This is a genomic window from Archangium violaceum, assembly GCF_016859125.1.
Lineage (GTDB): Bacteria > Myxococcota > Myxococcia > Myxococcales > Myxococcaceae > Archangium > Archangium violaceum_A.
This window is the reverse complement of the sequence record NZ_CP069338.1, coordinates 5279341-5294371: the sequence shown is the minus strand read 5'-3', so window position 1 is coordinate 5294371 and position 15031 is coordinate 5279341. Positions and strand designations below refer to the sequence as shown.

17 protein-coding genes and 1 pseudogene are annotated in these 15031 nt (G+C 65.3%); 6 read left to right on the top strand and 12 right to left on the bottom strand.

Features of this window, described 5'->3' with window-relative positions; translation table 11 throughout:
* Nucleotides 1–2: 2 nt before the first annotated feature.
* The 10 genes and pseudogenes from JQX13_RS22740 to JQX13_RS22695 form a co-directional block, all read right to left on the bottom strand.
* Nucleotides 3–1052, bottom strand: coding sequence for a hypothetical protein (locus tag JQX13_RS22740; RefSeq protein ID WP_203411019.1), 1050 nt, complete (start codon nt 1050–1052; stop codon nt 3–5).
* Nucleotides 1053–1672: 620 nt separating this feature from the next.
* A pseudogene (locus JQX13_RS22735) lies at nt 1673–2823 on the bottom strand (IS701 family transposase); the annotation flags it as partial.
* A gap of 254 nt (nt 2824–3077) precedes the next feature.
* Nucleotides 3078–3884: an Imm49 family immunity protein gene (locus tag JQX13_RS22730; RefSeq protein ID WP_203411017.1), complete on the bottom strand. Its 807-nt coding sequence runs from the start codon at nt 3882–3884 to the stop codon at nt 3078–3080.
* A 34-nt stretch (nt 3885–3918) separates the two neighbouring features.
* Nucleotides 3919–4506, bottom strand: a complete 588-nt coding sequence (locus JQX13_RS22725; protein WP_203411016.1) for an imm11 family protein — start codon at nt 4504–4506, stop codon at nt 3919–3921.
* 40 nt (nt 4507–4546) lie between these two features.
* Nucleotides 4547–5581 (bottom strand): AHH domain-containing protein, encoded by a 1035-nt coding sequence (locus tag JQX13_RS22720; RefSeq protein WP_203411015.1) that lies wholly within the window; start codon nt 5579–5581, stop codon nt 4547–4549.
* 31 nt (nt 5582–5612) lie between these two features.
* Nucleotides 5613–6782 (bottom strand): hypothetical protein, encoded by a 1170-nt coding sequence (locus JQX13_RS22715; protein WP_203411014.1) that lies wholly within the window; start codon nt 6780–6782, stop codon nt 5613–5615.
* Entirely contained in the window at nt 6779–8089 is a 1311-nt protein-coding gene (locus tag JQX13_RS22710; RefSeq protein WP_203411013.1) for a TIGR02270 family protein, read from the bottom strand. Before JQX13_RS22710 ends, JQX13_RS22715 begins: the two co-directional genes overlap by 4 nt.
* Before the next feature lies 1 nt (nt 8090).
* Nucleotides 8091–8654, bottom strand: a complete 564-nt coding sequence (locus JQX13_RS22705) for a DUF6484 domain-containing protein (RefSeq protein WP_203411012.1) — start codon at nt 8652–8654, stop codon at nt 8091–8093.
* A 28-nt stretch (nt 8655–8682) separates the two neighbouring features.
* Nucleotides 8683–9147 (bottom strand): DUF4150 domain-containing protein, encoded by a 465-nt coding sequence (locus JQX13_RS22700; RefSeq protein WP_203411011.1) that lies wholly within the window; start codon nt 9145–9147, stop codon nt 8683–8685.
* A gap of 43 nt (nt 9148–9190) precedes the next feature.
* Nucleotides 9191–9370, bottom strand: coding sequence for a hypothetical protein (locus JQX13_RS22695; RefSeq protein ID WP_203411010.1), 180 nt, complete (start codon nt 9368–9370; stop codon nt 9191–9193).
* Between the two features lie 554 nt (nt 9371–9924).
* Here JQX13_RS22695 and JQX13_RS22690 point away from each other — a divergent pair.
* The 6 genes from JQX13_RS22690 (at nt 9925) to JQX13_RS22665 (ending at nt 13107) form a co-directional block, all read left to right on the top strand.
* The gene (locus tag JQX13_RS22690; protein ID WP_430384185.1) at nt 9925–10689 is read left to right on the top strand and encodes a hypothetical protein; all 765 of its coding nucleotides are present in this window, start codon (nt 9925–9927) and stop codon (nt 10687–10689) included.
* A 126-nt stretch (nt 10690–10815) separates the two neighbouring features.
* Nucleotides 10816–11211, top strand: coding sequence for an ATP-binding protein (locus JQX13_RS22685; protein ID WP_203411009.1), 396 nt, complete (start codon nt 10816–10818; stop codon nt 11209–11211).
* Nucleotides 11208–11699 (top strand): hypothetical protein, encoded by a 492-nt coding sequence (locus tag JQX13_RS22680; protein WP_203411008.1) that lies wholly within the window; start codon nt 11208–11210, stop codon nt 11697–11699. Before JQX13_RS22685 ends, JQX13_RS22680 begins: the two co-directional genes overlap by 4 nt.
* Nucleotides 11700–11734: 35 nt before the next feature.
* Nucleotides 11735–12601 (top strand): hypothetical protein, encoded by an 867-nt coding sequence (locus JQX13_RS22675; protein WP_203411007.1) that lies wholly within the window; start codon nt 11735–11737, stop codon nt 12599–12601.
* A gap of 89 nt (nt 12602–12690) precedes the next feature.
* Complete coding sequence (locus JQX13_RS22670) at nt 12691–12828, top strand: hypothetical protein (RefSeq protein WP_203411006.1); 138 nt, start codon at nt 12691–12693, stop codon at nt 12826–12828.
* Nucleotides 12829–12909: 81 nt separating this feature from the next.
* Complete coding sequence (locus JQX13_RS22665; RefSeq protein ID WP_203411005.1) at nt 12910–13107, top strand: hypothetical protein; 198 nt, start codon at nt 12910–12912, stop codon at nt 13105–13107.
* Between the two features lie 160 nt (nt 13108–13267).
* Here JQX13_RS22665 and JQX13_RS22660 read toward each other — a convergent pair whose 3' ends face one another.
* Nucleotides 13268–14059 carry a PhzF family phenazine biosynthesis protein gene (locus JQX13_RS22660; protein ID WP_203411004.1) on the bottom strand — a complete coding sequence of 264 codons (792 nt, stop codon included), beginning with the start codon at nt 14057–14059 and terminating at the stop codon, nt 13268–13270.
* Nucleotides 14060–14134: 75 nt separating this feature from the next.
* Entirely contained in the window at nt 14135–14929 is a 795-nt protein-coding gene (locus JQX13_RS22655; RefSeq protein ID WP_239015031.1) for an SDR family NAD(P)-dependent oxidoreductase, read from the bottom strand.
* Nucleotides 14930–15031: the final 102 nt, after the last annotated feature.

Sequence of the window (15031 nt, the reverse complement as noted above, 5' to 3'; positions counted from 1 at the left end):
CCTCATGACACCTGCGGAGCTTGCAGGAGCATGGCCCCCCGCAGCCCGCTATCGGAACCTGCCATTACCAGCGCTCGCGGGCCTCGCGCGTAGCCTCGTGCGAACGCCCGGATCGCCAGCACGCCACCGAGGGCCCCAAACGCTGCGCCCACGTCGCCCCAGCAGTCACTCGGGGCTTTGTACCCCGGTGACTTCCAGACCGACGGCGCACGCAACGCGACGAAGCCCCACTCCTCGCTGCGATAACGCTCGCCATTGATGTCCGTGTACAGGACGTCGACGCGCTCTCTCGGAAGGTCGAGCCCGGCGACCGCGCCCTGAACGGCCTGCGTCATTCCGACGCCGAACGAGCCCGTGTCGCTGTCGCGCAGGAGTCGCTCCTGTGCCGTGCGTGCCCCTCGCACGACGGCCAATTGGGGGAGGCGCAAGCGACGGCGCAGTCCAGCGCTCATCAGTGCGAGGCATCCAACTCCCTCGCCAGGGGTGAATCCACTGCGAATCCCGGGCTGCGCGAACCTGCGACCGCGCTCCAGCCAAGCGAACGTGTCCGCGTGGTGATAGCTATCGACGCCAATGACCAGGAACAGAGTCTCCCTGCTCTCGGAGCACTCCCGTACCGCCTGCTCGACCGCCCGAATGGCTCCGGCGTGCCCGCGTCCGGCGAGCTCGACATGGGCGCTGGACGTTTTCGCTCGCAAGCGCGCGGACAGGGCGCCCACGACCCATGCCGCGTCTTCCTCGGAAAATCCCGGGCGGGTTTCTGGAAGCGCGAGCAACACGCTGAGCCTGCCCCCGTAGAGGACCTTGTGATCGATCTTGGCCTCGATCTCCTCGAGAACACTCCCGGCCATGGGCACCAGACGGTCTCGCCCCTCAAGTCCAGGCTCTAACAGTCGGTCGGCGGCGACCACGACCGGCTCGCCGCGTGGATCGATGAAGGGATACTCGGCGTACCGGCAGATGCCAGCGCGCACGGAGGCCGCGCTGCTCTCCGCAGTAAGCCCGACAGGGGTTCGTGCGGCGACGGCCACCACCTCGACCTGGGCGTTCACGTCGCGCTCCTTTGTTCGACGATTTCCGTCTCGTCGAGATAGTCCGCCTCAGGTGCGGGAACGCGCAGCACGCTCTGCCATACCAGGGAGAGGCGCCTTTCATCAGGTTCCACGAGCACCGTTACCACGCGCGAGCAGTGTTGCTCGCGCCGAGTGCCAATCACTACAGTTGCAAGCTCACTACCAGGGCTGAGAGGTGCGTTTGCGGTAGTGACAGAGCCTGGCAATGGCTTGATGCCGACGTCGCCAGAAACTCCATCGGAGGGAAAAAGCGCTCGGGGGTTGCCATGATTGCAGCAGACGGATGAAGAGCCGTCTCACCTCCTGGATGCTGAAGAGGACGAGTTGGACGCCGAGGCTGGAGAGCGAAGGCCGCGCCGGTGCAGAAAGAGATGCATGCTGCTCTTCTTGCACGGCGGGCCCAGGACTTTTGGGAGGAGGGACTCCGGAGAAGCGTGTTTGCGGCCTGCCGTCTCCCGCACAGTCCCTGCCCGCGCGGGAATCTGGTGTGCTGGAGCAGGAGACTGCTCCCGCGTGTCAGCCGTAGCTGTCTCCGGGTGGCCGGAGCCAGAGTTCGCCGGCTCCTGAATTCGCATCGCATTGAGCTCCAGATGCGCCGTCGTGAGAAAGGAGTGCGCCACCAGGCACAACGTCATGTGTCGGTACCACCCCGTCCACGAGCGCACTTCATATTCATCCAGCCCTACCTCCTGCTTGGCGGATTCAAAGCAGGACTCCACGGGCCAGCGGCCTCCCGCCGCCTCCACCATGGCCTCCAGCGAGGTATTCGCGGGCGCGTGCACCAGGAAGAAGTCGTAGTTGCTCAGGGTGAGTGTTTCAAGGGTTTTGTCCACATCTCGCCGCACCAGCAGCCAGCGGCTGAGGCTCTCCACGTCCGGGGATTGAGCCGCACCCGAGCCCAATCCGACTCGCGAGGACCCTTGGCGCCGTCGCCCGCGGACAGTCGCTGGAAGTCCTCCGGGTGCACCTCCTCGAGGAGTATCTGGGCGGGAGTCATCTTGCGCAGTCCTCGCTCAACCGGAGTGTTCGAGGCGACTGTCAAGACATAGCGTTGGCGACGTTGCTCCAGAAAAGCGCGCAACTTGCCATCCCGGCCATACACCTCATCCCCAAGCACCCAACGCGGCGTGTACCCCGCTCCAAAGGCCCGCTGAAGCATCCGCTGCTCCAGTTGCGGTTTGGTGGCGAACTCCACCTCATCTGCAATACCTGCCCGGCGGCAGCGCTCCCTGTCAGAAGTCCACTCCTCGGGCAGGTACAGTTCCCGGTCGAGCAGGGTATGCCCCTGGGGGGTGGCATAGACGAGGAAGACACCCATCTGGCAGTTGGCGATGCCGCCGGCCGTGCCGGTGTACTGGTGCGCGACACCGGCGGACATGTCCCCCTTCTTGAGGAAGCCCGTCTCATCCAGGATGAGGTCCCCCTTGGGGCCCAGCTTGCGCAAGACATCGGCTTGCATGGAGTCGCGCACTTCGTCCGGCTCCCATCTGGCGCGCCCCAACAGGTACTGGAAGGCGTACGGAGTGGGTCGGCCCGCCTCCTCGCTCAATCCCCAGGAATTCTTGTGCTCCACGCGCGCCAGCAGGGCTCGCAGGAAGTCCTCCACATTGCGCCGTGTCTCGGGACGGCGAAAGTGCTGATTGAGCCACCCCAGCACCCGCTTCAACTCCCCGGAGAGTTTCGCAACGAAGGTGGCCTCCGTGTCGGCGGGCACGACACGGGTGGACTCCGCCGTGATGGACTTGGACATGTGCTCCCCCTTTGGATGCGACTTCTCCCATAGGTTGGAACCACATCACCTCCACCGTCACTTCCATCCCCCCTCGTTTCTCGTCTCCCTGGCTACTACCCTGTCAGGTAGCTACAACCGCCTGACTCGGGAAGTCACCCTGGCCCTCGCATGTTCCCAGGATGAAGCAAGGACAGGACGGACACTGCCCCAGAAGGAAGTGGATTTCCGTCTATTTTTGAACCTACAACTGTAGTGCTAAGGGAGGCATTGCCCTACGCGGGTACCGCCTGCTCGGGGCGCATCCACGAGTCATGAGGCAGTGGTGCTCGCCCCAGGGGAATGCGTGCGAACTTGGGAATGGTGGGGTACTCGCGTTGAACCGGCATGCCGAGCGTCTCGGCGAGCCGCAAGAAGGCCAACCCATCCATGAAGACAAAGCCCTCGGTAAGACGTCTGTCAGGGGGGACCGACTGCTTCTTCTCGTCTTGAAAGGAGCGCTTACGAATAGCGATGGCGTCACGCAGCGCCTCATTGAGCGCCCGGGTGTCTTTCTGCAGCAATGCCTTGCATGCTCCCAGGTACGGGTCATACTCTCCTTCCAGCACTGTCTCCCAGCGCTCCAACATGGCTGCAAGGTCGAAGTTGTCACCTACATGGAGGTGAAGGGTGAGCCGTTGGAGGAAGCGATGCAGGAGGAAGTCGTCCTCATATTCGATGCTTGGTGTATGCCGATCCGGAGTCAGCCGGGCAAGCTCCACCGCCATGTGAAGTTGGCCAGCGACGAGTGAGTCAACAAAGGAGAAATTCCGGCTTGCACAGGTATGGAGCGGGGCGGCTGCGTGCCCCTGCGTGACGAGGCGAAGGAAGTGGATACGCACCAACGCGGACTTCGCCAGAAAAGTTGCAAACCGATCCATTCGTGCCTCGGCGAGCAGTTCGCAGATGGCGATTCGTCGGTAAAAATAAGCCGCGGTTATATAGGCTAGACCGGACTGCTCATCGGCCGTTCTCTGTGAGATGCTGTCAAGCGCCTCCATTAGGTATACGTGGGCGTTCTCCCGAACGGTCTCCAGGTTCATGGCGTTGAGCCCTCTTGCAAAAACATTGCACGCATCAGTAGAGCATGCACTTCTCGCCCATGGCGATGTACCTCGCGCCAGTCACCTCATTCTGTTCGAAGAGGGCACGCAGATCATCCCGGATTATGAGGACGGATGGTTTGGCGCTGATACGGAAGAGCCTGCTCTGAGGATCAATCCGTGCTGGGTCCAGGAAGAGTCTGAACAGGCCAATGTACTGACCAGGTTCAGAGGCGTCCTCCTGGCCTTCGGTCCTGGTTCTATCGACACAGTCCTGTGAGCCCAGGACGTTGGCGATGTAGCAGTCGTCGCAGGCGACCCTGCCTTTGTGATTATAGAGCATGAATGGCAAGAACTCTATCTCGGCATTTGACTCGCGCTCCAGTAGTTGCTTGAGTTTGCCGCTAACGAGCGGGAGATGGAGGTTGTTGTCGATAAAGTCTGGAATGTGCATTCCGCCATGGCTCTTGTCCATGTCGAGGCGAACCGGAGGGCTGTAATGTCCCCCCATGGGTTCGCCTTCGGCGATCCGCCATTTCTTGCTATCGAGCGGCTCGGGGCACTTGTTGATAGTGCAGTTCTCGGGAGAGGGGTGTGATTCGAGAATGAAGTAGTTGTGCATGGTGTCTTGAGCAGAGGGGGGGCTGTTGATGGTGCCGGTTCTATCGAATTGGTTTGAAAATATCGTTGATGTGTAGGGGTGCGCCTGCCTTTGCCTTTTCGATTGCAAAGTCGCGTAACTGGATTCGCATCCCGAGGGAGAAGTTGTTGAGGTTGGTTCGATGATTGCCTGGGTTTTCTGCCGACATTTCCGGGTGCCCGCCTTGTTTTTCTTTCTCTTTCCCGAATTTATTGGATATGCTGTCTAGCATGCGCTTGAGGGATCTGTTGTAGTCAGGGTGGTTTGATGGGTGTGAGGGGAGCTGGTACACCCGTGCGTGTTTTTCATTGATGGGAAGCATGATGATATTAACGCCAATGTTGACGTTGTATTTGACTGCTTGGAGTAGAAGCAGCTTTCCATCGAAGTGTGTGGCGAGGGCCTCTATCGGGATGATGTGGTGGGCTTCGTTCTTCCAGGGACGGTTGTTTATCCGGAAGTTGGCGCCGTACTTGCTCATCCACCAGCAGTCCTTGCTGATGGTGGGGTTGTTGACGGGCTTGCGCACGCCGAGTTGTGCGTCGCTGAATTCCTTGTTCAGTCGTTTGCGCGACTCGCTATTGCGCTCCCTGAAGTCCAGGTTGTACCAGTCGGACTCGTTGGCGAGCTGGTACTTCACCCCATTCTCCCGGTGGTTGTGGCCTCGGAAGAGGCACCGGCGCCTCCAGGTGGGGGGCCGAGCCTTGTCCCACAGGCACCGGGTGACGCAGCCGCTCTCCTCTCCGTGCTGGTGACTGTCAGCTGCCAGCAGGGAGGAGAGGTGCTCCTCGCGCGCCTTCGCACTGGCGCTCTTCTCCGCCTTCTCCGCTTCCTTCTCCGGCCGCTCGGCTTCCTTCAACTCCTTCTCGGCCTTGCCGATGCCGCCCTTGCGCTCCTGGCGCGCTTTGTCGAACTCCTCGCGGGCCTTCTTCAGCCGCTCCTCGTTGGCATCCGCGCGAGCGCGGGCCTCTTCAGCCCTCTTGCGGGCCTCTTCGGCTTCCGCTCTGGCCTTCTCCAGCCGTGCCTGGGCTTCCTGTCGGGCTCTGTCCTGCTCCATTGGTGACTTCCCTCGTCGTGTACCGGCCACCTCAGGCCGCGTGAAGGAGGTAGGCGCTCCGGGTTTCGTCGTCCGCCAGCAGGAGGACGAGCGCGTGGGGGCTACCCGCATGGCCCCGGGCAAAAGCCCTCACCAGCATGCACGTGGAGACGGCGCCCGTCGCGGCTCCCACCTCGCCGAAGGAGGCCGGTGGGTACCACCGCGGCGCCTCCGTGGGCAGGCCCGCCTCCTTCATGGCCAGCAGGGCCGTGCCGAAGTCGCGCGCCCGCCACTCGTCCCCATTGAGGTTGGCCACCACCAGGCCCACCTGCTGCCCGTTGCAGCAGGCCGCTGCGGCGCGCTGCAGCGCCGCCCCCAGAGGTACCTCGCCGGAGAAGCGGTGGAAGGGCTCCGCCTCGAGGGCCACGTTGCCCAGCCATGCCTCCACACGGGCCTCTCGGGCCCTTGCGGCGTCCGCCCTCTCCAGCAGCACGAAGGCCGCCGCTTCTCCCGGGAAGAAGCCCACGGCGGACTCCGGTGTGTGCACCAAGCCCAGCTCGTACACGTCCTCCAACGCGGCCCCGTACACCAGTGAGTCCACGCCCCCCACCACGCAGCGCTCCAGCTCTCTTGTCCGCAGGAGATCCGCCGCACGCGCCAGCGCCAGGGCGAAGGTGGCCGCTCCCCCTGGAAAGCAGGCCCGCGCGGCAGGGGGCACTGTGAGTCCGTGCAGGGTGAGCAACTCCGGCAGCAGCCGCCGCTCCATGGCCTCCCGGGCCTGCTTGCGCTCCAGGGCGTCCTCCTCCTCAAGTGCCTGCGCCAGTGTGGGCGTCATTCCCTCCAGCGTGCGCACCGACTCACTGCGCATGCGCGCATACAGCTCACCGGGCAAGCACAGGAAGAAGCCCAGGCGCCCGGCCTCCTCGGGCTTGAGTCGCGAGTACTCCAGCATGTCCCCCAGGGCCGCATCCGCCAGCCGCAGCAGGCGTCCCACTCCTTCGAAACCGTCCGTGAAGCCCCGCACGGTATGGCCCTTGAGGGGCACACTCTCCAGCGTCTTCACGTCCGACTCCTCAATCTCCAGGTGGCTCAAGCGCGTTACCCCCGCGCGGGCCGCCGCGCACCCCGCCACCACATTGAGTCCCAGCGAGGACGTCATGCCCAGGCCTGTCATGGCGACATGGCCCGGAGGCAGCTCGAGCTGCCATGGTGCCGCTTTCATGAGGAGAGTCCCTCCGTGAAGGGGCGTGCGAAATGTGCTGGGGGCAGGGCTCGAGCCGCGCGCAGGGCGGCCTCCTGGGTACGGGCCCACGCGCGGGTGGGTACACGCACCTGGCCCTGGCTGCGCAGCGTCACCTCCAGGCCCAATACGTGCCGGCGGCGCATGGGGGCTGTCTCCAGCGCCTCCAGCAGGGAGCCCGCGGTGAGTGGCTCACCGAGAAGGTAGCGTTGCCCCGGGGTGAAGCGCGGGCGTGCCTCCTTCCACCATGCGGCTACCGCGTCCGGGGCGGGCAGGGGCAGCAAGTCCTCCATCGAGCGGCGGATGTCCATGTCCGGGTTGGTATCCAACTCGGCTTCTGACGGCTCGGAGCGCTCCAGTGCGTAAGGGCCCTTCAGGCGCAGGCCCGTCAGTGCGGAGAAGGCCTCGCCGGCCAGAGCAGTCACGGAGGGGTCTGCCAGGCACACCATGCAGGCGTCGGCTGCGGCCAGGCGGCCGGAGAAGCCGAGCACCCACAGCACGTCCGCACGCAGGGCAGGAGTGTCGAGCAGTGCCACCAGCCGCTGCACGTCCCTGTCGTCTCCCCCCAGGGCCCATAGCAGCCGGGAGAGGTGCGCATCCGGCACGGCGAGCGTGGCCTGACACGCGGCCCAGGCGGCGCGCTGGCCTCCCGCCAGCCCGGCCTCAATGGCGGCGTCGCGCACCGCCGGCACGGGCGAGGCCAGCAGGTGCTGCAGAGTCCTGCCGTCCACGGCCGTGCGACTGCGAGCCAGGGCCCGCAGGGCCGCAGCCACCACCTCCTCCTCCTCGTGCTGCAGGAGGGCCAACAACCGGGCCGTCGGCACGCCCCCGTGTGTCCCCAGCACGCCCAGCGCCAGCGCCTGGAGTGCGGGCTCCGGTGCCTCCAAAAGCTGCGGTACCCAGGCCGGCAAGGCACCAGGCTCCAGGAGGGCCAGGGCCTTCGCCATGGCCTCCAACACACCGGGCACCTCCTTCCTCACCGCCTCCAGCACCGCCTGGCTCGCGCCGGGCACGCCCCCCACCAGCAGCGTGTACGCCGCGGCGCTGGTGCGCGTGGGCAGCTCGGACTCCAGTGCCGGCACCAGCAACCCCTCTGCTACCGGTGTGCCTCCCAACACCAGTGCATCCACCCGGGCCAGCAGCCGCTCTTCTCCCTCGGCCACCTCCGGCAGCCGGTACTCGGGAGACCCACCCTGCCGCTCCCTCTGGCCCCAGAGGAACTCCGCCTCCTCCAGGTGCTCCTCGTATACCTCCCAGTTGAGGAACAGCTCGTCGCTGAGCGCCTCCACGCTAGTTCACCTCCACCGCGCCACCCTTTATCCGGTTGACATCCTCCGCGCGTGACTCAACCCGCACGCCCCGCAGCACGGCCCGGCCGTTGCGCTGCAGGGTGAGGCTGGCCTCGCCGCACACCAGCGACAGCTCGTTGGGCGTGAGGGTGACGCGCGAGTCGCCACACGAGAAGGACACCTCGCTACGGCCCTTCACCTTGAGCGGCATGCGCTGGCCGTCCACCTTCACGTGCTCGGGCGGGTATGTCGCGGTGTTCTCCAGCAGCGAGTCCAGCATGGGCGTGGGGCTGGGGGTGTAGACGAAGGCCAGCAGGAAGGGACGGCGCGGGTCCCCCTCCTCGAAAAGGAGCATGACGGGCTGGCGTCGGGCCACGGCCTCCCGCACCGCGCGTGCATCGAGCGGCAACCCCAGCTTCGCCCCCACGGGGCCTCTGGAGTTGCCCGGGAAGTCCACCAACACTCCCCCGTCAGTGGCGAGCCCGGCCACCCAGCCCTGCCGTGGAGCGAGAATGGGCTCGAGCACAGCAGGGCCGCCCGGCTGTTGCGTGTCGTCTGTCTTCATGCGTCAGTCCTCCATGTGCAGGCGGCGGCTATAGGTCCTTGTCGCATACCAGGCACCTGGGTTTTTCCTTGTCCCTGCCGAGGGCCACCACGGGGGGCTGCATCACGGGGAAGGGCGGGGTGTTCTTGTCGTTGTGCAGCATGAGGTCGAAAGCGCGGGCCACGTTCTTCCCCTCGAATTTCACGTCGAAGGAGAAGTTGACGAACTCGGCCTTGCCCTTGGTTTTGCTCGAGGCCACGCCACCCCCCGCCGTGCCTGCCTCGTCGCCCGTGCTGGTGCTGAAGTTCGAGTCCTTCACGCACACCGGGTTGCTCTCTACCAGCACGCTCCTGGTGCCCTGGGCCGTGTCCGAGGAGCGGGCAATGTTGGGGTAGGGAATGGGGACGGGGCCGACTGGGCTGGGAGTCTTGCATACGTCCGGGAAGGCGACGGTGGTGCCGTTGGAGTCCTTGGTGATGACGGACATCTTGTTGACACCGACGGTGTTGGCCATGAGGTGACTCCTTGAGGGAAACTCGAGCGGCAGGAACGAGGGTTTAAGGCTTCCTCGCGGGCAGGCCATTCACGCGCACGGCGAGGGCGTGCGCCTCGTGAAGCCCCTCGTGCAGTGGAAGGTGTCCGCGCCACAGCAGCGGCAAGGGACGCAGTTCCTCGTTGGCGAGCGTCAGCGCCTCGAAGGTCAGCGGTGTCGGATGCTCCACGGAGAATTGTCCCATTGGCGCCCCCCTTCGCCTGGTCCGGGGCGTTTGGGCCCCGGAGTTCACCCCTGCATTCAAATTGTCGATGCTCACCGAGAAGCGCGGGAATTTGTACGAGCCGAGCGTCGCGGCCTGAAACTGGCGGGCAGAGGTAGGTGGAGGTAGCGCAGAGGGCGCGCGTCGGCCCATCGTGCTCACCGGGATCGGCCATCGTGCTCCGCGGGCCTTTGGGTCCGAGGACTACGCTGGAGGTCAGGTGGTTCGCCCTACGGGGCCCGTCGGCTGGTAGCACCGGACGCGGGAGGGCGGGCGAGCCGAGCGAGCACGCTGGACGGCATTCGTCGACGGCCCTCCGCGAGGAGGGCCGATGGCCACGGAGCGACTGTCCATGCGTCACATACGAGAAGTGCTACGGCAGAAGTGGGTGCAGAAGAGAAGCCACCGGGAGGTGGCCAGCAGCCTGGGAATCAGCGCGGGGGCGGTGGGGAGCGTGCTGGCGCGCGCCACGGCGGCGAAGCTGGACGGGGAGCAGGTGGAGCAGATGCGGGAGGAGGAGTTGGAGGAGCGGCTGTATGGCGCCGCGCCGAAGCCAGCGGCCCAGCGGCCCCTGCCCGACCCGGGACAAGGCGAAGGTGGAGGTGGGCGTGCTGGTGGTGCAGCGCTGGCTGCTGGCGCGGCTGCGCCACCACACCTTCTTCTCGCTGGAGGCGCTCAATGAGCGCATTGGCGAGCTGCTCGAGGACATCAACAACCGGAAGATGCGGCTGTACGAGGCGAGCCGGCGCGAGCTCTTCGAGCGGCTGGATAAGCCCGCGCTGAGGCCGCTACCGGCCGAGTCCTTCACCTACGGCGAGTGGACGCAGGTGAGAGTCAACATCGACTACCACGTGCAGGTGCACCACCACTGGTGGAGCTGTACCAGCGTGGCGAGCCACGTGCGCAGCGACGAGCGGGGCCGGCACACCACGCAGCCCGAGCACATGCCCAAGGCGCACCAGAAGCACCTGGAGTGGACGCCCTCGCGGCTGGTGCACTGGGCGGGCACCATCGGCCCCAACACCCAGAAGCTGGTGGAGAGCATCCTGCGCGAGCGTCCCCACCCGGAGATGGGCTACCGCTCCTGCCTGGGGATACTGGGGCTGGCCAAACGCTACGGTAACGAGCGGCTGGAGGCGGCGTGCACGCGAGCCCTGGCAGTGAGCGCCCGCTCCTTCCGGCACGTCGACTCCATTCTCCAGAACGGGCTGGACCGGCTCGCCCCACCAACGGACGAAGTGCAGCCGGAGCCCGCCGCGCAGACGCACGAGAACATGCGCGGCGGCGACTACTATCACTGACCCTCACGCCACCTGGGAGCCTCGTGCGTGAGGGGCGCGCCGTCGCACTGCGTGCGCCGGCGCGCGACGACGAGGCCCTCCAACACCGCGGCACCCGGCAGGTGCCATACACCCGAGGAGAAGCACGTGCTGAACGAACCGACGATGCAGAAACTGCACGCCCTGAAGCTCTCCGTCCTGGCCGCCGAGTGGGAGCGGCAGCAGAAGGACCCCGAGCTGGCGAAGCTGTCCTTCGACGAGCGGCTGGGAATGCTGGTGGACGCCGAGTGGCTGCACCGGGAGAACGCGCGCACGGCGCGCTGCCTGCGCGAGGCGAAGCTGCGGCTGAGCAGCGCGAGCCTGGAGGACATCGACTACGCACCCAAGCGCGAACTGGACAAGAGTCTGGTGCGCCAGCTGGGCTCGTGCCGCTGGGTGGCCGAGCACCAGAACGTGGTGATTACGGATCACGATCGACCGATCTGGGTGATCACGATGGCCGGAAACGCACCCAGTGGCGAAGGGACATCCTGGCCACCATGAAGGCCATGAAGGACAAGGAGTGCACCTGCGAGGGGCGCGTCTTCCCCGAGCCGCCCTGCGACGTCTTCCGCTCACGCGGTGCCGTCTCCACGGCGTCCATCGAAGCAGCATGGAAGTGCCAGGTAGAGAACAGACGCACCGGGGAACGCATAAACATATCAAAAACATATCAAAGAGAATTCCTCAAAAACAATCCAGGAATCACTGAACGTTTTGTCGCCGCCAATCCCAAGGAGGAGCCTCCCAAGAGGACGGACGGCTTCAAGAAAGTCAACCATCTCACGCCCAAGACCGCGGGCGGCTGTCCAACAGGTGCAGGCAATCTCCAGCCTCACGATCTCTTATGCCGGGTGTGCAAGAAGATCGACGACCAGTTTACCGACTGGCAAGCCGGCACACCCGACAAGTGGCACCAGCACTTCCGGGAGTCTGGCGCCAGCAGGACAAGACTCTCCGGCCGGACCCCCTCCTCCTGGAAGCGAAACTAGTCCCTACCAACTCCTACGAGGCACGCTCCATTTCCATGCCCCCAAAGCGCCGAACGTTCTACGAGAACCAACTCATTCCTCTCTACGACGGGTACTTCCCTCGCCCCACGCCTCCGGACTTTCCCGAACTACAGGAGGAGCCCGACAAGCGCCTCTGGCTTCGCACGGAAGAGATATTCAACTTGCTCAAAATGGGTGACTTCAGCCGAGTCGAAGAACTCCTGGAGATCTACCGCAAGACCGAGGATGGAGTCCTGCGTGCCACCATTCGCACCCTCTTGGGGGATGCGGGCACCTTCTCCTGCTTCCAGCAAATGCGGGAGGAACTCGAGGCGGAGCGGAAAACCCAGGACAAAATGGCGCTCTACTACTATCGCGACAAGGCTTCCGCCTACTGTGACGCGTTCGTCAACTGGGGTTTTCTCGACGCCGTCCCCGTCATTGTCGACCATTACATCACCCTCCGCCTCGCCAGGATAAAGGATGTTGATTATTTCCCCATCATGCTGTCACTGATGATGGAGCGGGAGTGGAGCCTCCTCGCAGTGGAGCCACCGGAGGATGCACTGGAGGAGTACCTCGGCCTCGTCATGCACCGCTACGAAGCCTTGTGTGCCCAATACGGCAGTGGCAACGTCCTCGTCTTCAACGGCGAGCTTGCAAGTGTTAAGTATTTCGCCCACAGACTCGCCCATGATCTCGGCCCAGCGCGCCGTGCCGAAGTTGATCTCCGCCGCCGTTTCGAGGCATCCACCGGCATCGACTGCCACGACATGTTCGTGGACAAGGTCTTCCAACCACTCGCGGCCGCGCGCATCGCCGAGTCCTTCCTCAACAGCCCCGACGCCGCGAAGTACGAGGACGGCGTCCGCTACTTCTTCGGCCACCGCATCCCTGACTGATAGCCCGGAAGACGGGCATCGAGTGGAGGTCCACCGAGCCCTACATTGCGGCGGTGCGGACGTAACCGCCGAAGTGGGAGGAATGGGCGATGGAGTACATCGGCATCGACGTGCACAAGCGGGACAGCCAGGTGTGCATCCTGGGCGAGAGAGGCGTGGTGGTGTTGGAGCAGCGGGTTCGGACGCAACGGGTACGCCACGCGCAGCCGTCGGGTCAGACAGACTAGAGGGATGCTCGCAGTCTGGCGGAGGCGTGCAGGCTGGGAGCGTACCGGCCGGCGCACCGCACTTCGGACGCCAGGAGGCACATGAAGGCGCAGCTGGCGGTGCGCGAGGCGCTGGTGCGCACACGCACCCGCTCCATCTCCCTGGTGAGTGCCCTGGTGCGGCACGAGGGGTTGCGGATAGTGGCGGCCCTGGCGCTACCGGGCAGGCTCATGGCCCAGGTGGCCCCGCTGCTGAGTCTCATGCTGCACCTCAACGAGCAGATTGCCTTCATGGTGTGATGCGCGCCCGTGCGTCCTCGCTGATGCCCATCAACCAGCCGGTCCAAACCTCCATCAACAAGCGTGTCGTCGCGAATACGGTGGGGTTACGTGCCTACTCTGGTCCATTTTTGATTCGAGTTCTTGAAGGGCGAAACACCAGCCAGAGCGAGAGGGAGCCTCACAAGATGATGTGGCCCTCGAGGTACAGCACGGCCTGTCCGGAGATGCCCACGCGCTCGCCGCGGTCCTCGCACTGGAGCACGCCGCCGCGCGCGGACACCTGGTGCGCCAGCAGCTGCTTCTTGCCCAGCTTCTGCGCCCAGTAGGGAACCAGCGTGCAGTGCGCCGAGCCCGTCACCGGATCCTCCGGCACGCCCACCCGGGGCGCGAAGAAGCGCGAGACGAAGTCCGCCTCCGAGCCCCGCGCCGTCGCCGTCACCGCGAACAAGTCCAGCTGGGCCAGCTTCGCCATGTCGGGGTTGAGCGCCCTCACCTGCTCCTCGCTGTCGAAGACGGCCAGCAAGTCACGCGACAGCAGCGTCTCGCGCGGCTCGGCGCCCAGGGCCTCCACCAGCCCCTCCGGCACCGGGCACGGCTCGGGCGGCCGAGCGGGGAAGTCCATCTCCATCCACTCGCCCTCCTGCTGCGTCACCACCAGCGGCCCCGAGCGCGAGTTGAACTGCGCCTTCTCCAACCCCGGCGCCAGGCGCGTGAAGAGGATGTAGGCCGCGGCCAGCGTGGCATGACCGCACAGGTCCACCTCCTGCGCGGGGGTGAACCAGCGGATCTGCCAGCCGCGAATCTCATCGCGCAGCACGAAGGCCGTCTCGGAGAGGTTGTTCTCCGCCGCGATGGCCAGGAGCACATCGTCCGGCAGCCAGGCGTCGAGCGGGCAGACCGCGGCGGGGTTGCCCCCGAAGACCTGCGAGGAGAAAGCGTCGACCTGGTAGAGGCGGAGGCGGGTAGTCATGGGGTGGCCCTTTTCTACCTCAACCCGAGGAGTCGTGCGAACCGGGGGCCCGGAACACGGGCGGAGCAACGGACTTCACTTGGAGGACTGGGTGAGCGCGCTGGCGAACTGCATGGCGTAGTTCACCTCCAGGCCCCCATCCACCACCAGCGTCTGGCCGTTCACGTACGAGGAGCCCTCGGAGCACAGCCATTCGATCGTCTTGGCGATCTCATCCGCGCTGGCCACGTAGCCCACGGGCACGCTGTCCTTCACCTGGGCCTCGAGCGCGGCCCACGCATCGCCCATGTAGAAGCGGCTGGAGTCGGTGTCGATGTAGCCCGGGTTGACGGCGTTGACGCGGATGCCGGAGGAGGCCAGCTCGGCGGCCAGGTACTTCACCAATATCTCCATGGCGCCCTTCATCGCGCCGAGGAAGCCATGGAAGGGCAGCGGCATGCGCGAGTCCATGCCGGACACCGCCACGATGCGGCCCTTGCGGCCCTCCATCAGCGGCACCGAGCGCTGGGCCGCCAGCAGGAAGCTCTTCACCGTGACGTTGAACGTCTTGTCCATCTGGTGGAGCTTCATCTGCATCAGTGGAGTGAAGGCCGTGGAAGCGGCGTTGGCCACGAAGACATCCAGCCCGCCGAACTCCTGCTGGATCACATCGAAAGCGGCATGGAGGCTGGCCGGCTCGAGTTGATCCGCGATGACGGTGCGGCAGCGGCGTCCGAGCGCTTCCACCTCCTTGCACAGCGCGTCGGCGGCCTCGGCGTCGCGCCGGTAGGTGGAGACGATGTCGTAACCGGCCTTCGCGAGCCGCAGGGAGAGGGCGCGGCCCACGCCACGCGAGCCGCCGGTGATGAGCGCCACGGGAGCATTCGTCATGCGCCCGGGCATACCACCTTCACCTGTGCCCTGGCGCCGGACGCCCGGGGGGTGTCCTGATTCGAGTCACCCTCCCACGAAATCGTCCTGTTTCAGGACAGG